Source organism: Streptomyces uncialis, from assembly GCF_001905345.1.
Classification (GTDB): Bacteria; Actinomycetota; Actinomycetes; order Streptomycetales; family Streptomycetaceae; genus Streptomyces; species Streptomyces uncialis.
In genome coordinates this window covers 783,345-801,596 of the sequence record NZ_LFBV01000002.1, presented here as the reverse complement: position 1 = coordinate 801,596, position 18,252 = coordinate 783,345, and the positions used below count along the sequence as shown (strand labels likewise).

Below are 18,252 nucleotides of genomic sequence, written 5' to 3'. Positions count from 1 at the left end.
CACGCTCACCTGCTCGCCGCCATCGTCGAGCTCGGGGGTGAGCCAGAGGTCCCAGCTACCCGTAACGGGCGCTTCAAGGGTGCGGTCATCCCAGGAGGCCGCGCGGTCAGCGCCGGCCGCCGCCCATGCGGCGGTCGTCGGCCAGTGCGGTAAGCGGGCCGAACTCGCGGGCAAGTTCGTTCCACGTCAGAACCTCGCCACAGCGGGCCGGGAACTCCTTCGGGTCGAACTCGGGCATGGTCCAGGTGCCAGTGCCCCGGTCCCGCAGCCACAGGTCCCCGTCACCGTCGACCACAGTCGGCGGGACCGGTACGGGCTCGGCCTGATCGGTGGGCTCCCAGGTGATCCGGCCCGGGTGGGAAACGCGGCGCAGCTCGGTGGTGGCCAGCCGCGCGGCCAAGTCACGGGTGGACTCTTCGGCCTCCTTGACCGACGCGAGTCGGAACGCGTCGGCAAGTACGGGCAGGGCTGGATTCTTGCTGCGCTTTGAACTCATACGCTGACTACCTCCGGTGGGGGGCGTCACATCCGTTATGGCACCCCGTAGGGGAACACGATATCCGAGGCGGGAGCCGGGCCGGCTACGACGACTGTCCAGGTGGGGGCGCCGGCACACCGGGCGGTGGGGCTGGGCGGTGAGCGGGTCCTGGACGTGGCGCAACCCGTGCCGGCTACCTGCCCGGCTGGGTGGTGGACAGCGTCCGCTACGGCCCTGCCACCCGTCAGGCCGTCGCCCTCTTCAGCGAGGAGCACCGCCTCTCACCCGGGCAACCCGACGTGGTCAGCCACCGCGGCTGGGACCTGCTCCACCGCGTCGCCCACAGCAGACTCCTGCCCGCACGGGGGAGGCCGACGGCCTCGATACGCCATATCGGGAGATGTGGTCAGATGCTTGTTCCGGCCGTGGAAGCGGGCTACTGGGGTGGGCGGAAGCGGCTTGGGTCGGCTGATCCATGGCGGTGCGTGGCTCGACTCCCGGTCGACTGCCTTCGTGCCTGACCGTCACCTGACCTCGGTCAGCAAGTGGTCAGCATGAGTCCTGCAAAACCTGGCGAAAGCTGCCCGAGCGCAGGACTCGCTGTAGGCTGTGAAAATAGCCCTTGACCTGCAAAAACGCAGGCAGGGAGCCTAGTCCAGGAGTGCCCCGTGCTGCGTACCATGTTCAAGTCGAAGATCCATCGCGCCACCGTCACCCAGGCCGATCTGCACTACGTCGGGTCCGTCACCATCGACGCGGACCTGCTCGACGCCGCCGATCTGCTGCCCGGTGAGCTCGTGCACATCGTCGACATCACCAATGGCGCACGGCTGGAGACCTATGTCATCGAGGGGGAGCGCGGCTCCGGTGTGATCGGGGTCAACGGCGCCGCGGCCCATCTCGTGCACCCCGGGGATCTGGTGATCATCATCAGCTACGCCCAGGTCGACGACGCCGAGGCCCGGACCCTGAAGCCGCGGGTCGTCCATGTCGACGGGGCCAACCGCGCGGTCGCCCTCGGTTCCGACCCCGCCGAGCCCGTGCCCGGGAGCGACACCCGGCGCAGCCCGCTGAGCGTGGCGCGCGCCCAGGGCTGAGCCGTCCGCGCGTTGCCGCTGCGCCGTCCGGGGAAGCCGGGACACCGGTGCGGTGTTGCAGCGGACGTGACCGCTCCGGTCCGGACCACAGTGGCCGGAGCACCGAACCGATCATGGAGGACCGATGGCCGACACGGAGATCCGGGACGACCGAGCGGCGGGGCGGCTCGAAGCGCGTGTGGGCGACGAGGTCGCCGGACACATCGCGTACTTCGTGCTGACGGAGCCGGGCCGGGCACTCGTCCCCGTGCACACCGTGGTGCGGCCCGAGTTCGCGGGTCAGGGCATCGCGGGCACGCTCGCCGCCGAGTTCTACGCCGTCGCCGCCCGTGAGGACACCCCGGTCGCACCGCTGTGCCCGTACGTCGTGAAGTGGGCCGCCCGGCACCCGGAACAGGCCCCGGTGGCCGACCCCGAGCTGCTCCAGGCCGCCAAGCGATATGTGGCGGAGCACCCCGACCAGTGGTGACCGGATGACGCGTCACCCGTGACGGACGCGCCGTACGGCCCCCGCTCCCCTGGATTCCGTGACAGGGGAACGGGGGCCGTACCGCTTTTCCAAGGCTCACCCCGGCCACCGTTCCGGATATTTCCATGACGAGATCCGGGAGCAAACGGAATGTCGCGTACCGGTGGAAGTCGTGGGTGAACGGCGGTAAGCGGAACGAACGGGCCGTGCAACTCGGCGGAGTTCACGTGTGAAGGGGGAGTTCCTTTCGGGTGATCGGGGGTACCCGGATTCTCACGAGCGTCCCGGTAAGGGAGTCGGAGTACCGGGAACGGCCGGAGAGCAATCGGAAAGCGGACCTGTTCGGGCCCGCAGGGAGGGAATTCCATGAAGCTGAGGAAGAACGCGGTTCTCGTCGCGATGGTCTGTGTCGGAGCCACGGCTCTCGCCGGTTGTGGCGGGAACGGAGGCGGGGGCGGGGGGTCGGACGACCCGTTCGCGGGGGACAGCGCCGACCAGATCGCCGACCAGGCGGTCAAGGCGACCCAGGGCGCCTCATCGGTGCGGATGGCCGGTACCGCCAAGCAGAACGGCGCCACCATCACGGTGGACTTCCAGGTGGACGAGCGGGACAGGTGCAAGGGCAAGATGTCCGGCAAGGGGGCCAACGCCGAGGTCGTGCGGACCGGTCAGCAGTTGTTCGTGCAGGGCGACCGGGCCTTCTGGAGCAATACGCTGAAGGGTCAGCCGGGCGCCGAGCAGGCACTCGACAAGCTCAAGGGCCGCTGGGTGAAGACGGCGCCGAACGAACAGGGCACCGAGGGAATGTGCGACAAGCAGGCTTTCCTCGCTGCCATGGACAGCGATAAATCCGAGCGGTCCGGAATGAAGAAGACGGGTACCACGACCGTCGAAGGCAAAAAGGCCGTGACGCTGGAGAAGAAGAAGGAGAACGGGGAGAAGTTCACCTTGCATGTCGCCGCGGAGGGCGATCCCTATCTGCTGAAGACGGTCACGGAAGGCGGAAAGGCGCCGAGCGAGATGACCTTCTCCGCCTTCAACGAGAAGGTCGACGCACAAGAGCCCCCGGCCGACCAGGTGGTCGACCCCAAGGCCCTGGGGAAGCCCAGCGGCCGGTGATCCGTCCGGACCGGGACGGGTGCGGGAGATCCGTGCCCGGGAGCGGGCCGGAGCGGGTGCGGGCCGGGGGCCGGGGGAGGATCCCCGGCCCCCGGCCCGCACCCCTCGGCGGGACCCGGTGTCCGGGGACCCGCCCCCGGACACCGGGTCCCGCACCCGTGTCCCTCAGAACTTCCGCCAGCGGGCCATCGCGAAGGAGAACACACCGAACAGCACCAGGCCCACGGCGACAGCCACCAGCAGGGACGGCCCCAGCGGGGTGTCCTTGAAGGCGCGCAGGGTGTCGTCCATGCCCTTGGCCCGGTCCGGTTCGTAGGCGACCGCCGCACGTACCGCGAAGACTCCCGCCGTCGCGAACACCAGACCGCGCGCGACACCGCCGCCGACCCCCGTGACATCGACTCCCTGCCGCACTCGGCGGGACATCGCACCGAGCCGCAGATGCTCGTGGTACTTGCGCAGCGCGGCCCGGCCGCCTATCCACAGGCCGGCGCCCACCACCCCCGCGCCCGCCAGCCCCACCAGCCACTGACCGGCGGGCAGCTCCAGCGCGCGGGCGGTGAGGTCCCGCGACTGCCGGTCGCTGGAACCGCTGCCCGAGCCGCCCGCACCCGCCGCGAAGGCGAGCACCGACCAGGCGACGACGCTGTAGAAGAGGCATCTGCCCGCGGAGAGGAGCCGCTTCTTCGGCTTGCCCCCGTCCTTGCCCGCGGCACCGAACACGGCCTCCGACAGCCGCCACAGGGCCATCCCCACGAGCCCCACGCCGAGGGCCCACAGCACCACCGCGCCGAAGGGCTCCCCGGCCACCTCGGCCAGCGCACCGCCCCGGTCCGCCTGTGGGCCTCCGTCACCGAGCCCGATCCGCACCGCCAGCGCCCCGACCAGCACATAGATCACGCCCCGGGCGGTGAGCCCGGCCCGTGCGGCACCTTCCATGGCGGGTCCCCGTGCCATCCGGCGTCCCTTGGTACGACTCTTGTGCGTGAGCGCGCCTGCGTTCATGTCGACCTCCCACGACCGGGTGCCCCGGTTCCGGGGGGTGACACCTGCGGGCTCCGGGGGGACATCTGCCGACTCGTGGCCGCGCGACGCGCGCGTGCGCCCTCGGCCGCCGCCGTGTACCGGCCGGACACCGCCCGCGCAGGGCGCTGCCCTGCTATCCGCCATGTCCTGCCGCGCCCGGCCGCGCCACGACCTCGAAGACCTCGTGGCGCGGGACGAGCGCCCGGCGGACCGTCCCTCAGGCCAGCGGGACCAGCGCGGTGATCGTCTTCCCGCCACCGGCCCGCCGACTGATGGTGATGTCGCGGGCCAGCCGGATTATCAGGGGCCAGCCGTAGCCGCCGCCCAGATGCGACGAGGGGAGGGCGCCGCCGTAGCCGTCGGCGGGGACACTGTCGTCGCGGTCGTGGACGGTCAGCAGCATCCCGGCCCGGGTACGGGTCGCCTCGAAGCCCGCGATGCCGCCACCGTGCTGAATGGCGTTGGTGACCAGTTCCGAGGTCACCAGCAGCAGATCGATGACCATCCGTTCCCCGTCCGCCCCGGACGGAGGGCCACCCTGGTCATGGACCAGTGCCAGCACATGGTCGCGGGCGGCGCCCGCGGTGGTGATCCCCGGGACGAGGCCGGAAGCGGGAGCGGTCGGGGTCCCGTCCGTCAGCGTGTCCCTGAAGTCCGTCCCCCGGGCGCTCGCGCCGTCGGCGCCGCCGGTACCGGGGTGGCGCTCGTCGGCCGCCCTCATCGGTCCGTCCCGCCGCCGCGTCGCGCGGTCGCCGGGGACTGCCGCAGTCTGGGCGCGCTCCTGTGACCGGGATCACCCTTGCCCCGGACCACGAACGTGTCGTGAGCCGTGTCGTGGGTCACGGTTGCCTCCCCCAGATCGGACATCGTCGCGCCTCCCTGCCGTGCGGGCCGGTGACATATGGAGTGCGCCGCGGACCGGCTTGCCGGGGCGCGAGACGGACGCCACACCGCCGGCGGCGTCCAGCTCGGTTCAGTCGGGACGCCGTGTCGGCAGAGCGTGATAGTAACCCCCGACCTCGGTGAGGTACGCGGGGTCCAGGGTCTCGCTGTCCGTCCGGAACAGCGGAGCGGACTTGACCTCGTCCCTGGTGCAGCTCAGCGTCACCCGCTGCTCCGCCGCGTCGACCCCGGTCACGATGCCCGCGGGCACCAGGACGCTCTTGCCGAACTTCCAGACGCCGGTGTCCACGACCAGATGCGGGGTGCCCCGGCCGTCGGCCTGCCGGTCGACATGGCCGATCGTCCCGTCGGTGGCCTCGACGGTGAAACCTGTCAGGTCGAGTGCGTCGGTGTGGCCGCTGAGCGGCGTGTACGACCAGATGTTCTGGATGCTCACGCTGACTTCCCTTCGTTCTTGACGTACGGCCTTGACATACCGCGTGGGGTGGACCGGAACACGTGCTCAGGCCGCGCCGCGCGCGGCGGTGACCGCCGCGCCGCAGCAGTTCTCGGCGAGCTCCGCGTCCGCCGCGGCGAGCGCCGCCCGCGCGTCGTCCGTCCGGGTCGCGTCGCACAGGGTGCGGGTGACCTCTGCCAGGGCCCGCCGCAGCTCCGGGCGTTCCCGTTCGGCGACGGCGAACCGCAGGGCGGCGTAGCGGGCCAGCAGGTCGCGCAGTACTTCAGGCGTGGTCTTCATCACGGTATGGGCTCCTCGTGGTCATCCTCCTTCTGTCCCGTCGCACCGCGCTCACACCTCTTGATCCCCCATCTGCCGCACCTCGTCCCGCCACCTGCCCGGGGCCGCCCCGACCGGGACGGGGGCCACCGGACAAATCCGCCGCCGCGACCCCGGAAAAAATTGGTTGGTGATCGGCAGGTGTGAGACGTCAGACCCGGGGAAGGCGCCGAACATCATCGAACCCGATGTGAAGCGACGACGATTGGGGTGGACGGCATGGCAGCCGTGACGGAAGCGCGGACCACGGGCACGTCACAGCGGACCGGAGCGGCACAGCTCGTGGACGCCCCGCCCCGGATCGACCAGCCGCACAAGGTACGGCCGAGTGAGGCACGGGCACTGTCCCGGGGCCTGTTCGAACGACTCGCCGTCCTGGAGGAAGGCACCCCCGAGCACCAGTACGTACGCTCCACCCTGATCGAGATGAACCTCTCCCTGGTGCGTTACGCGGCGTCCCGCTTCCGTGGCCGGGGCGACTCGATGGAGGACATCGTCCAGGTCGGCACGATCGGTCTGATCAAGGCCATCGACCGGTTCGAGCTGACCCGGCAGACGGAGTTCACCACCTTCGCCGTCCCGTACATCGTGGGCGAGATCAAGCGGTTCTTCCGTGACACCAGCTGGGCCGTGCACGTCCCCCGGCGGCTCCAGGAGGCGCGGGTCGAGCTGGCCAAGGCCACCGAGGAGCTGCGCAGCCGTCTGGAGCGCACCCCGACGACCGCCGAACTGGCGGAGCTGATGTCGCTGTCCGAGGAAGAGGTCATCGAGGCCCGCAAGGCGTCGAACTGCTACAACTCCTCCTCGCTGGACGCCGCGCTCACGGCCGACGGCGGCAGCGACGGCGAGTCCGTGCTGGCCGACTTCATCGGCGAGGAGGACCCGGGCATGGAACTCGTCGAGGACTTCCATTCCCTGGCACCCCTCGTCGCCGAACTCGGCGACCGCGACCGGCTGATCCTGCACATGCGCTTCGTCGAGGAGCGCACCCAGGCCGAGATCGGCGCGCACCTGGGGATCTCCCAGATGCATGTCTCCCGGCTGATCAGCCGACTGCTCAAGCGGTTCCGGGCCGGTCTGCTGGATCCGTCCGTGGCCTGACCCGCCCGAGGCGTACCCGAATCGCCGAACCCCACGTGCACATCCGGCACGTGGGGTTCGGTGTGTTCGGTCGCGGACCGGCGGGAGCCGTACGTCCCGCGCCCCTTCGCGGAACAGCGGCAGCGGCGGGTCGTGCTCAGTCGCGCCGCAGCGGCAGCGGCCGGTCGTGCTCGTTACGCGGGGCAGCGGAAGCCGTATGCCCCGTAACCCGGCCGCGCGCCATCGGGAGTCGCTCAGTCGCGCGGCAGCGGGAGTCGCGCCCACACCGACTTGCCCCGCGAACCGCAGTCCACGCTCCAGCCCCAGTCCTCGCTGAGCGCCTCCACGATGGGCAGGCCCCGGTGCCGCTCGGCCAGCGGGGACGGCGGGAAGAGGCGCGGGCGGCGCGGGCCCGGGTCGCTCACCACGCACAGCAGGGTCCGGGGGCGGGGGGCGAGCGCCAGCCACACGGCCGGTTTCGTACCGTCGGGGTCGCTGCGGCGGCGCTGCCCGTGGCGCGCGGCGTTGGCGACCAGCTCGGACACCACCTGCACCGCGTCGTCCCGGACCTGCTGCATCCCCCAGCGGGCGAGTGTCCGGTCGGTGAACCGGCGTGCCTCGTAACAGCAGCGTGTGGTGGGCGGGATGAGGTGGGCGGCGAACGGTGTGCTGCCCAGCCCGTACCGCACGGCCAGATTGGCCGGTGCGCCCGGGGGGCGCCCGCGGAACCGGCCCCCGGCGGTGAACTCGCCCCCCGGTGTCCGTCCGGCGTCCGTGTCATGGCCGACCGCCATGTCCATCTCCCCACAACCTGCGCCGCGCCGTTCGGGCGCACCGCGTTCCACCGACGAGAACGGGCCGTGGAACCGGTGCTTCGGCGCCATTGTGCCCATTGGGCCGTCACTATCGCGTGCGGTTTTCGTTCCTGCAAGTGCGTGGCCGTGCAATTGCAGAGCGGCGGAATTCGTACAGCTTGTCGAATGGAAATCGACGGGGTGAACGGCCGTGGCGCTGGACGCGGTGGACACGCGTGGAAGAGTCGGACGAGCCGAAAGCGGTGACATAGATGCGGATCGAGAACGGAGTCGGTGCGGGGGAGCTCGGCGGTGTGGAGTGGCGCAAGAGCCGTCGCAGCGGGGGCAGCGGGAACTGTGTGGAGGTGGCGCGCCTCGCGGACGGTGGCGCCGCGGTCCGCAACTCCCGTGACCCGAGGGGGCCGGCGCTGATCTACACCGCCGAGGAGATGACGGCGTTCATCCAGGGGGTCAAGGACGGGGACTTCGATTTCGTGCGGTAACGGGACGTAGGGGGATGGCCATTCCCTGACACGCCGGTACGGGCGCTGTCATACTGGGTTCTCGTTCTTCTTATCTCCGTCCAGGGAGCCCGGTATGGGATTCGAGCCGCGCCGGACACCGTCGATCCTCGGCTTTCCGCACCGTCCGGAATGGGGCCCGGTGGCCCACCGGCGGGCGGTCGCGGGATATCTGCGCAACTGCCGTGAGCACGCCCGCATCTCCCCGCGACATGTCGCGGACTGCATAGGCGTCTCGGAATCCACCGTGAGCCGTATGGAAACGGGTCAGTCCGTCCTGCGGCCGCTGGACGTCGAGCGGTTGATGCGGGCGTGCGGGGTCACCGACCAGGCCGAGTACGAGCGGGCGGCCCGCCTCACCGACGAGGCGGGGCGGGCCGAACCCTGGCAGCAGCACGGCCAGGTCGTCCCCCGATGGGTACGGCCGCTGCTCGGGATGGAACTCGCGGCCCAGCGCATCCTGTCGTACGAGCCGCAGCTCGTCCCGGGATGGCTCCAGACGCCGGAGTACGCCGAGATCGTGATCCGCTCGGTCCATCCCACCGCCTCCCGGCAGGAGATCGACACCCGCGTACAGGTCCGTGTCGAACGGCTGGAGATGTTCCGCCGCCGACTGGACCCGCCGGTGCTCCTCGCGGTGATGGACGAGGGGGTCTTCACCCGTCAGGTCGGCTCACCCGGGACCATGCGCAGACAGGTCCGGCATCTGCTGAATCTGCTGGAGGAACTCCCGTACCAGCTCAGACTCCAGATCGCCTCCCAGTCCGTCGGGGCGGCCGGGGTCGTCGTGGGACATCCGGTCGTGCACTTGCGCTTCCATGCCGCCGACCATCTGCCGGACATGGTCTACCTCGAACAGTTCGAAGGCGCGACCTACTACGAGAAGCCCGCGGACACCGAGCGGTACCAGGCCGTCATGAACAACCTCTGCGGCCTCGCCAGCCCCTACGAGCACACCCGCGCGCTGCTCGACGAGGCCGCGACCCACGTGTGGTGAGACCCGCGTGTGGTGAGACCCGCGTGCGGTGGGACCCGGCCCCGGGGCCGGGCCTCACCCGTGCCGGATCAGCGGCGGACCTGCCCCACGCCGCCGTACTCCTCCCACTCGAACGTCAGCTGGGGGGGTACGTCGTCCGCGCCGGGGCGCCACCGCGACACCTCGACCAGTCCGGGCTCGACCAGGTCCAGGGGCGCGCAGTACGCGGCGACGTCGCTCTTCTCCCGGACCCGGCCCCAGTTGCCCTGGGTCTGTTCGTCCATGAAGCCGGTGACGAAGTCACGGATCGCCGGTGAGTCGCTGACCAGCTGGCACACCACCATGAAGCTCCCGTCCGGGAGCCGGGACGCCACATCCGCGATGAGCGCGCCGGGGTCGGCGCTGTCGGGCAGACAGTGCAGCACCGAGACGAAGAGCGCCGCCACCGGCTCCTTCATGTCGATCAGAGCCGTCACCGAGGGATGCGTGAAGATGTTCTCCGTGTGCCGCATATCGGCCTGGATGACGGCGGTGCGGTCGTTGCGCTCCAGTATGGCGCCGCCGATGTTCCGCACGATCGGGTCGTTGTCGATGTAGACGACCCTGCTGCGGTCGTCGACGCGCTGGGCGATCTCATGCACGTTGTCCTGGGTGGGCAGCCCGGAACCATGGTCGATGAACTGCCGGACACCGAAGTCCTTCGCGAGCGTGTGCACCACCCGGCGCAGGAACTGGCGGTTGTTCAGCGCCAGTTCACGCATGCTGGGCACCTTCTCCAGCAGCGCCGAACAAGCGGCCCGGTCGGCCGGGTAGTTGTCCCGTCCGCCGAGGAGACTGTCGTACATACGCGCGACACTCGGTGTGTTGACATCGATACCGTACGGAAGCCGGTCCGGTTCCACGAGGCGCCCCCAGGAGACGACCGGGCGCGCGCCCGACCGGCGCGCACCAGGACCACTCATCGTAGTGCTGGAGGTCACAGCGGGTGGCCGCCTTCACCAACTGGTCACCCCGGAGCCGACGCCGTGACGGGACCCGCCCTCCTCTCCCGGGACACCAGCACCTGGAAGTCCGCCGTCGACAACCCCATGACCTCGGCGGCGCGTTCGGAGCTGAGCCGCATCCGGTTGCGCAGCAGCAGCGCGTCCTCACGCGCCGCCGCGATACCCCGGACCCGCCCCCGCACCGGCCGCCGGGGGCGACCGAGCTGGTCGTCCACATGACGGCCGAGGATCTGCCAGGCGACCGCCGCCGGTTCCGCGCTCGCCAGCGCCGCGCGCCAGGAGATCGCCAGATCGGTGAAGACCTCCGCCACCACCGACTCCGCCATCCCGTCCGCACCCAGCCGGATCGACGCGTACACCACGTACGGCCGGTGGTTCCGCGCCCGGAACGCCTGGTACGCGGCCACCGACGTGGCGTGCGCGCGCTGTTCACGGTTCACCCCGCCGGACGCGGGACGCGCCGGTCCCGACCGGGGGGCGTCAGACGCTTCGGCCATACGACGGTCCATCCGTCGCGCCGCGCTGGGCGGGCAGCCGGGCGGTCGGCGCGTCCGGCGTGCCCTCGCGGGGGTCGTCGCACATCAGGAACACGTAATGCACCGACTCCCACAGCGGTTTGATGTCCGCCGGACGACCGCCGAGGGCACGTACGAGCGCCGCCAGCACCTCCCATTCGGGGATGTCCAGCCCGTCGAGGGTGTGCTGCGCCATCGAGGCGCTGACGGTGTTGCCGCTTCTGCGGGCGATCTCCCGGGGACCGGGGGAGCGGGCCGCCAGATGCAGCCCCCTGAGTGCCGCGTGCAGCCGGGCGATCCCCTGCCGGGCCGACTGCCGCGGCGGAGCGGTCAGACCGTGCGCCGCCTCGAAAAGCACCCGCAGCTCGGCGGGGTCCCCATGGAAGAGCAGGGCGAGCGCGCACACCAGGTCCCAGGTCGGATAGCGGTCCCCGGACAGGATGCGCGAGATGTACGACGGGGACAGCCGCGTCGAGTCCGCGACCTCCCGGATGCTCAGCCCGCTCGCCGTGTGCAGCGCGGACAGGGCCGACGCGAGCCGCCCCAGGGAGGCGGTGGACCGCGACTGGCGCGCCTGGGTGGCCGTGTCGCCGCCGTCCCCGCCGTCCTCGGTGCCCGCCGGGTCCCCCTCGGGCTCACCGGCGAGCCCCGCGGGCCGCAGCCGGACGGGAGCGGCACCCTTGTCGTTGGCGTGCAGCTCCAGCATCCGGCAGACCCGGTCCTCCCGCCAGCGGGTCCGGGCGGTGTCCGGCGCGATGTGCGCGGCCTTCGCGATCTCCTCCCATTTCTCACCGCGATGCCGGGCGTCCTGCACTGCCGCCGCGACGTACAGGTCCACCTCCTTGCGCACGGCCGACGCCCGGTCCAGCAGCGTCGCCAGGTCCTCCCCGGCCAGCTCACCGTCCAGCAGCTGCTGCCCGAGCCGCTGCACCTCACCGGCGAGCTGACGTCCGAGCGGACCCTGGGCGACCGGCTCCTGGGCCCGTCCGCCCGCCTGCCGCAGCCGCTGCGCCTTGCTCCGGCACGCGGTCCCGCAGTACCTCCTGCGGCGCCCCGCGCCGGTGCCGCGCAGCAAGGGCGCCCCGCACACCGGGCACGCTTCGGTGTCCAAGGATCGGCTCAGCACAGCGTCATCACCCTTGCTGTCGGGAAATCCGGCGGAGGACGGGCGGGACCCCGCCGACGGCCCCGGCACCCGGCGCACCTCCCGACCCACGGGTCTGGTCCCGGCGGGCAGCGTCCGGGAGGTGTCCCGGGGCCGCCACTGGACCGGCTGACCCGTCACAGCCGCCGGCCGGACGGTACGGGAGAGCCCCGGCCTATGGTGCTCGTCGGGTCCCCGTCCCGCGTGACAAGCCAGGCACGTGACGGTGCGCGGTGCCGGAGCCCGTTGCTACGGTCCCGACCGGGCCGGGGCGCCGAGGCGTTCCGGAGGTACGACGGGGGAGCCATCGCGGTCCTTTCGGATAGCGCGGATTTTCGCCGGAGTAGCAGGACCCCCGGTCCGTACAGGTGGCAGCCTGGACCGGGGGCCGATTCATCATCCGATTCTTCGGCGTGACCCTAGCGTGGCCTCAGAAGCCTCCGCTATCGGAGTGAGCCGGAACCAGGAAAGCGGGCACACAGTGGAACCACACCCACGTCGCCCCGAAACCAGCGGTGGCGGTGGGCCAACACCCCACCGCCACCCCAGAGGGTGCCCGCCCCCCGCCCGGCAAGGGCTACGCCTCGACCTCCGACCGATCCCCGCCCCACAGCGTGTGGAACGACCCCTCACGGTCGACCCGCCGATACGTGTGCGCCCCGAAGAAGTCCCGCTGCCCCTGCGTCAACGCCGCCGGAAGCCGCGCGGAGCGCAACGCGTCGTAGTACGCGAGAGCCGCCGAGAACCCCGGCGCCGGAACACCCTGCCGCGTCGCCTGGACCAGCACCGCCCGCCAGTCGTCCTGAGCCTCACCGATCTCCCGGGCGAAGTCCCCGTCGGACAGCAGCCCCGGCAGATCGGGCCGGGTGTCGTACGCCGCCCGGATACGGTCCAGGAACGCGGCCCGGATGATGCACCCGCCGCGCCAGATCGAGGCGACCGCGCCCAGATCGATGTCCCACCCGTACTCCTCGCTCCCGGCGGCGATCTGCTGGAAGCCCTGGGTGTACGACACGATCTTCGACGCGTACAGCGCCTGCTCGACCTGGTCGGCGAAGGCCGCGGCCGCGGCATCGTCGAGCGGCCGGGCCGACGGCCCGGCCAGTTCACGGGACGCCTCCCGCAGCTCGGCGTGGCCCGAGACGGCGCGGGCGAACACCGCCTCCGCGATGCCGGAGACCGGCACGCCGAGGTCGAGGGCGATCTGCACGGTCCAGCGTCCCGTGCCCTTCTGCTCGGCGCGGTCCTGGACGACGTCCACGAACGGCTTCCCGGTCGCGGCGTCGACGTGCGACAGCACCTCGGCGGTGATCTCGATGAGATACGAGTCGAGCCGCCCGGTGTTCCAGGTGCGGAAGATGTCGGCGATCTGCGCGGGGGAGTACCCGGCGACGTCCCGCAGCAGGTGGTACGCCTCCGCGATGAGCTGCATATCGGCGTACTCGATGCCGTTGTGCACCATCTTCACGAAGTGTCCGGCGCCGTCCGGACCGACATGGGTGACACAGGGCGCCCCGTCCTCGGCCTTCGCGGAGATCTTCTCCAGCATCGGGCCGAGCGCCGCGTAGGACTCCTCGGAGCCGCCGGGCATGATGCTCGGCCCGCGCAGCGCGCCCTCCTCACCGCCCGACACCCCGGCGCCGACGAAGTGGATGCCCTGCTCGCGCAGTTCCCGCTCACGGCGCCGGGTGTCGGCGAAATGCGCGTTGCCGCCGTCGATGATCATGTCCCCGGGTTCGAGCAGCGGCGCGAACTCCTGGATCACCGCGTCCGTCGGATCCCCGGCCTTCACCATGACGACCAGCCGGCGGGGCCGTTCCAGCGCGGCGACGAACTCCTTGGCGGTCTCGGTGGGGACGAACACGCCCTCCTCGCCGAACTCGGCGACCAGGTCGTGGGTACGCGCGGCGGTGCGGTTGTGCAGGGCGACGGCGTAGCCGTTGCGGGCGAAGTTGCGGGCCAGATTGCGCCCCATCACGGCGAGGCCCGTGACACCGATCTGAGCTGTGGTGGTCATGCCTGTGGCTCCTGGAATCGGACGTGCAGGTAGTGATCGTCAGTATCACGCTCCCACGTAGTGTGGAGTGCCGACACTTGTACGAAAAGGGAATCATCTGTGCCTCATTTCGATCTGCCTCTCGACGAACTGCGCACCTACCGTCCCGATCTGCCGGAGCCGGACGACTTCGACGAGTTCTGGGCGAAGACCCTCACGGAGGCCCGCCGGCACGACATAGCCGCCCGTTTCGTCCCGGTGGACGTACCGCTCGCCGGTGTGGACGTCTTCGATGTGACGTTCGCGGGCTTCGGCGGGCACCCCGTCAAGGGCTGGCTCGTCCTCCCGGCGGGAACGACCGAGCCGATTCCGGCCGTTGTCGAATACATCGGCTACGGACACGGCCGCGGGCTGCCGCACATGCATCTGCTGTGGGCGACCGCGGGCTACGCGCACTTCGTGATGGACACCCGCGGCCAGGGCAGCAACGCGGACGCCCAGGGCGACACCGCCGATCCGGTCGGTTCCGGACCCTCGGCCCCCGGCTTCATGACCCGGGGCGTCGAGGACCCGCACGACTACTACTACCGGCGGGTCTTCACCGACGCGGTGCGGGCCGTCGAGGCCGCCCGCTCCCATCCGCTGATCGACGCGGGCCGGGTCGCCGCGATCGGGGAGAGCCAGGGCGGCGGCATCACCCTCGCCGTGGGCGGACTGGTGCCGGACCTGGTCGCCATCGTCTCCGACGTGCCGTTCCTGTGCGACTTCCCGCGCGGGGCCACCCTCACCGACAAGCTTCCGTACCGTGAGATCGCCTTCTATCTGAAGGCGCGGCGCGGCCATGAGGACCGGACCTTCCGGACGCTGTCCTACTTCGACGGGGTCCACTTCGCGGCCCGGGGACGCGCGCCCGCGCTGTTCTCGACGGCCCTGGAGGACCAGACGTGTCCGCCGTCCACGGTGTTCGCGGCGTTCAACGCCTACTCCGGCCGTGAGCGTGCCATGGAGGTCTACCGCTTCAACGGTCATGAGGGCGGGGGCTTTTATCAGAAGGGCGTCCAACTCCGCTGGCTTCCTCAGTACTTGAACGGCTGACCGGCGCGGCGTGCCGGACGTCCTGGGACAAATCGACGTCCGGCGCGCTGAGTAAGCGACCGGTTACCCTCTTGTCTGGCCGGTTCGCAGCACATAGTTTTGCCAATCCTGATGCCTTGGGGGCCCTCCCCAAAGGACAACAAGGGGGCGACACATGGCCGTGCGTGGCCGACACCGCAGGGTCCAGCCGAAGCGGATCAACCGGACATCACTGACCCTGACAGCCGGCGGCGCCGGAATCGCCATGCCGCTCATCGGCGCGAACCTCGCGCAAGCCGCGGACGCGGGCACCTGGAACAAGGTCGCCGACTGCGAGTCCAGCAACAACTGGACCATCAACACCGGCAACGGCTACTTCGGCGGGCTCCAGTTCACCCAGTCCACCTGGGAGGCCTACGGCGGCCGGGCGTTCGCCCCGCGCGCCGATCTGGCCAGCAGGGACCAGCAGATCGCCGTCGCCGAGAAGGTGCTCAAGGGACAGGGCCCCGGCGCCTGGCCCTCCTGCTCGGTGGAAGCTGGCCTCACCCGGGGCGGCGACGCCCCCGAGATCAACCCCACGGCCGCCCGGGCCCCGTCCGCGCCGGACCGTTCCGCGCGCACCGACGTCCGGGACGTCAAGCCGGAGGCCACCCCGCAGTCCCGCGCGGGCAAGTCCGAGATGTACACCGTCGTACGGGGCGACACGCTCTCCGGCATCGCCGACCAACGCCGGGTCGACGGCGGCTGGCAGCGCCTCTACCAGAGCAACCGCTCGGCCATAGGGGACGACCCCGACCTCATCATCCCCGGCCAGAGCCTCTCCCTGGACGCCTCCGCCCGTACAGCCGTCCCCCGGGAACGGGACCGGGCGGCCGACCGGGAACGCAAGCAGGCCGAGAAGCCCGAGCGCAGATCCACCGAGCGCGCGGCCCCGGACCGGGGGCCGGCCGTCAGCAAACCGGTCACCAGGAAGCCCTCCGCCGCCCCCGATACCCGTCGGGAATCGGCCCCCGCGAAGACAGCCCCGAAGGCGGCTCCCAAGGCTGCCCCGAAGGCCGTCGCCCCGAAGGCCAAGCCGAAGCCCAAGCCCAAGGCGGCACCCGAACGCCGCCAGGCGAAGGCGGCACCCGAACGGCGTCAGGAAGCCGCGTCGCGCGGAGAGGCCCGTACCTCCGCCGAGTTCTCCGCGCCGGTCACCGGGGCCACCGGCACCTCGTACCGGGTGTCCGGCCCCCACTGGTCGAAGGGCTACCACACCGGCGTCGACTTCCCCGTGCCCACCGGGACCTCGGTGAAGTCCGTCTCCCGGGGCGAGATCGTCTCCGCGGGCTGGGCCGGTTCCTACGGCTACCAGGTGATCATCCGGCACAGCGACGGCCGTTACAGCCAGTACGCCCATCTCTCGGCGATCTCCGTACGGTCCGGCCAGAGCGTGGTGAGCGGTCAGCGCATCGGCCGCTCAGGCTCCACCGGCAACAGCACGGGACCGCACCTCCACTTCGAGATCCGCACCGGCCCCGGCTTCGGCTCCGACATCGACCCGCTGGCCTACCTCCGCGGCGGCGGCGTCCGTATCTGACCCACCGGCACACGGGTGAGGGCCGTTGCCCGCCGTCGACACGGCGGGCAACGGCCCTCACCCGTACCCCGCCCTACGACTTGACCCGGGTGCGCGGCCGGAACGCACACGGGTGCGCCAGATCCTGCACGGACGGCAGCCCCGGGTGCGCGCCCCGGCGTCCGGGCTCCCGGCGCAGCTCCAGGATGCCGCGCTGATGCGGCATCGCGGCCCGCTCGTCCACCGGGAACGCCAGGGACGGCCCACCGTCCCCGTCGGCCACCACCGGACGGTCCGTCCCCGTAGCGGAGTCCTCACCGGCCGCCGCCGTGCCGCCCGTCAGCTCCACGGCCTCGCCGAGGAGCGCCGCGCTCTCCTGCTGCTCACGCCCGATCCGCTCGGTCGTCAGCAGGATCAGCCCGCCCGCCGCGACCACGCCGCAGCCCAGCGCGAGCACCGTGCCCGCCGAGCCGTACCGGAAGCTCTCCCCGAGCAGCGTGAGCCCCACGGCCGCGGCGACCACCGGATTCACCACGGTCACCGTCGACAGCGGGGCCGCCAGACCGGCGCCCCGGTACGCCGACTGGGACATGAACATGCCCGCCGTGGCCAGCGCGGCGATCACCGCGAGGCTCGGGATGTCGAGCGTCGCCGACTGCTCGGTCCAGTCCAGGGCCACGGCCTTCGTGAACACCGACCCGATGCCGAACGCGACACCCGCCGCGCTCGCCAGCAGCACACTGCGCACCGCCGGATGCCGGTGCGCCGCCTGCGCGGCCACCGTCAGCGTCACCAGCGCGCCCGCGGTCACCAGCGCCAGCACCAGCCGCTCCGCGCCGTTCATCGACTGCTCGCCCGCGCTGCTCGTCAGCGACAGCAGACCGGCCAGACCGATCGTCGCCATCAACGCACCGCGCCACGCCGTGGCACCCGCCCGCCGGCGCACCAGGAACGCGGCCATCGGCAGCGCGAACACTATGGTCAGCGCGCCGAGCGGCTGCACCAGACTCAGCGGTCCGTACGCCAGCGCCAGCACATGCAGGACCGCGCCCAGGCCGTTCAGCCCGACCGCTCCCCACCACAGGGGACGGCGAACCGGCACAGCGGTACGTCCCGGGGTGGACACCGCGACCCGCTCCTGGACGATCGCCCCGCCCGCGTACGCCACCGCGGAGACGAGGCAGAGCGCCACCGCGAACACGAAGCCGCTCATGCGGATCTCCCGGGGGTGCGGCCGGCCGTGCGCGGGGTGCGGCGCGTCAGGCGCCGCGGGGGGTCGGATGTCATGTTCCTACGATCCCTCTCCTGAGCCGCCACGTCGTCGTACCTGAGCACGCATTCCGTCCTACTACCGATGGAGTAGACCCCCTAGGGATCACCTACGGGAGTCGTCCCCTGGGTGGACGCGCGTGCTACCCCGGAAGTCGGCCCTGCGGCGGTCCGCCGACCGGTGGGCCGGTCACCGCCGGACGCGTCCCGGCGCCGCCCGGCGCCCGTCCCGCCGTCCACGTACCGGGAGCGGCACCCGTACCGGGTACCTGGATGTTGCCTCGTACGGCGGTCGCCCAACCCCTCCGCCGGACAAGGGAGTCCGTTCCGTGCCCGGGGGCCGGTGATGACGGCCGTACGGGGGAGTGGCGCGGGCGCCCCGCCCGGCTCCTTGACGCTCCCGCCGGGGGCTCCAAGAATGAGCCTCCCCGACATCGCGGCCGACTCGGGCACC

General features: G+C 71.4%; 19 protein-coding genes. 8 read left to right on the top strand and 11 right to left on the bottom strand.

Annotation, left to right across the window (positions count from 1 at the left end; genetic code table 11):
• Nucleotides 1-106: 106 nt before the first annotated feature.
• Nucleotides 107-496, bottom strand: a complete 390-nt coding sequence (locus tag AB852_RS11705; RefSeq protein ID WP_073786759.1) for a hypothetical protein — start codon at nt 494-496, stop codon at nt 107-109.
• A gap of 650 nt (nt 497-1,146) precedes the next feature.
• On the opposite strand from AB852_RS11705, the gene panD reads away from it, so the two are divergent.
• From panD to AB852_RS11690, 3 genes are all read left to right on the top strand, one after another.
• On the top strand, nt 1,147-1,575 hold the full coding sequence (gene panD, locus AB852_RS11700; protein WP_073786757.1) for an aspartate 1-decarboxylase: 429 nt from the start codon (nt 1,147-1,149) through the stop codon (nt 1,573-1,575).
• A 124-nt stretch (nt 1,576-1,699) separates the two neighbouring features.
• A complete protein-coding gene (locus AB852_RS11695) occupies nt 1,700-2,044 on the top strand; it encodes a GNAT family N-acetyltransferase (RefSeq protein WP_073786755.1) in 345 nt (114 codons plus the stop codon).
• Between the two features lie 366 nt (nt 2,045-2,410).
• Nucleotides 2,411-3,163 carry a hypothetical protein gene (locus AB852_RS11690; protein WP_073786753.1) on the top strand — a complete coding sequence of 251 codons (753 nt, stop codon included), beginning with the start codon at nt 2,411-2,413 and terminating at the stop codon, nt 3,161-3,163.
• Between the two features lie 165 nt (nt 3,164-3,328).
• Here AB852_RS11690 and AB852_RS11685 read toward each other — a convergent pair whose 3' ends face one another.
• The 4 genes from AB852_RS11685 to AB852_RS11670 form a co-directional block, all read right to left on the bottom strand.
• Nucleotides 3,329-4,120, bottom strand: a complete 792-nt coding sequence (locus AB852_RS11685) for a DUF1206 domain-containing protein (protein ID WP_245876723.1) — start codon at nt 4,118-4,120, stop codon at nt 3,329-3,331.
• A gap of 286 nt (nt 4,121-4,406) precedes the next feature.
• Nucleotides 4,407-4,910, bottom strand: coding sequence for an ATP-binding protein (locus AB852_RS11680; protein WP_245876722.1), 504 nt, complete (start codon nt 4,908-4,910; stop codon nt 4,407-4,409).
• A 252-nt stretch (nt 4,911-5,162) separates the two neighbouring features.
• Nucleotides 5,163-5,528: a hypothetical protein gene (locus tag AB852_RS11675; protein ID WP_073786738.1), complete on the bottom strand. Its 366-nt coding sequence runs from the start codon at nt 5,526-5,528 to the stop codon at nt 5,163-5,165.
• A 66-nt stretch (nt 5,529-5,594) separates the two neighbouring features.
• Nucleotides 5,595-5,828, bottom strand: a complete 234-nt coding sequence (locus AB852_RS11670; RefSeq protein ID WP_245876721.1) for a DUF5133 domain-containing protein — start codon at nt 5,826-5,828, stop codon at nt 5,595-5,597.
• Between the two features lie 258 nt (nt 5,829-6,086).
• Between AB852_RS11670 and AB852_RS11665 the strand changes: the two genes are divergently transcribed.
• Nucleotides 6,087-6,968 (top strand): RNA polymerase sigma factor SigF, encoded by an 882-nt coding sequence (locus AB852_RS11665; protein ID WP_073787738.1) that lies wholly within the window; start codon nt 6,087-6,089, stop codon nt 6,966-6,968.
• A 233-nt stretch (nt 6,969-7,201) separates the two neighbouring features.
• On the opposite strand, the gene AB852_RS11660 is transcribed toward AB852_RS11665, so the two are convergent.
• Nucleotides 7,202-7,741: an ATP-binding protein gene (locus AB852_RS11660; protein WP_073786734.1), complete on the bottom strand. Its 540-nt coding sequence runs from the start codon at nt 7,739-7,741 to the stop codon at nt 7,202-7,204.
• A 272-nt stretch (nt 7,742-8,013) separates the two neighbouring features.
• Here AB852_RS11660 and AB852_RS11655 point away from each other — a divergent pair, with 272 nt between their 5' ends.
• Entirely contained in the window at nt 8,014-8,244 is a 231-nt protein-coding gene (locus AB852_RS11655) for a DUF397 domain-containing protein (RefSeq protein WP_073786732.1), read from the top strand.
• 94 nt (nt 8,245-8,338) lie between these two features.
• Nucleotides 8,339-9,259 (top strand): helix-turn-helix domain-containing protein, encoded by a 921-nt coding sequence (locus AB852_RS11650; protein WP_073786730.1) that lies wholly within the window; start codon nt 8,339-8,341, stop codon nt 9,257-9,259.
• A gap of 68 nt (nt 9,260-9,327) precedes the next feature.
• Here the strand turns inward: AB852_RS11650 and AB852_RS11645 are convergent, their stop codons facing one another.
• The 4 genes from AB852_RS11645 to gndA form a co-directional block, all read right to left on the bottom strand.
• Nucleotides 9,328-10,140 carry an SAM-dependent methyltransferase gene (locus tag AB852_RS11645; RefSeq protein WP_073786728.1) on the bottom strand — a complete coding sequence of 271 codons (813 nt, stop codon included), beginning with the start codon at nt 10,138-10,140 and terminating at the stop codon, nt 9,328-9,330.
• A 104-nt stretch (nt 10,141-10,244) separates the two neighbouring features.
• Entirely contained in the window at nt 10,245-10,739 is a 495-nt protein-coding gene (locus AB852_RS11640) for a hypothetical protein (protein ID WP_073786726.1), read from the bottom strand.
• Entirely contained in the window at nt 10,723-11,868 is a 1,146-nt protein-coding gene (locus AB852_RS40650) for a helix-turn-helix domain-containing protein (protein WP_245876719.1), read from the bottom strand. Before AB852_RS40650 ends, AB852_RS11640 begins: the two co-directional genes overlap by 17 nt.
• 610 nt (nt 11,869-12,478) lie before the next feature.
• On the bottom strand, nt 12,479-13,918 hold the full coding sequence (gndA, locus tag AB852_RS11630; RefSeq protein WP_073786722.1) for an NADP-dependent phosphogluconate dehydrogenase: 1,440 nt from the start codon (nt 13,916-13,918) through the stop codon (nt 12,479-12,481).
• Nucleotides 13,919-14,017: 99 nt separating this feature from the next.
• On the opposite strand from gndA, the gene AB852_RS11625 reads away from it, so the two are divergent.
• Together AB852_RS11625 and AB852_RS11620 are read left to right on the top strand one after the other, a co-directional pair.
• Nucleotides 14,018-14,992, top strand: a complete 975-nt coding sequence (locus AB852_RS11625) for an acetylxylan esterase (protein WP_073786720.1) — start codon at nt 14,018-14,020, stop codon at nt 14,990-14,992.
• Nucleotides 14,993-15,146: 154 nt separating this feature from the next.
• Nucleotides 15,147-16,550 (top strand): transglycosylase family protein, encoded by a 1,404-nt coding sequence (locus AB852_RS11620; protein ID WP_073786718.1) that lies wholly within the window; start codon nt 15,147-15,149, stop codon nt 16,548-16,550.
• Nucleotides 16,551-16,623: 73 nt separating this feature from the next.
• Here AB852_RS11620 and AB852_RS11615 read toward each other — a convergent pair whose 3' ends face one another.
• Nucleotides 16,624-17,742 carry a DMT family transporter gene (locus AB852_RS11615; RefSeq protein WP_178390989.1) on the bottom strand — a complete coding sequence of 373 codons (1,119 nt, stop codon included), beginning with the start codon at nt 17,740-17,742 and terminating at the stop codon, nt 16,624-16,626.
• Nucleotides 17,743-18,252: the final 510 nt, after the last annotated feature.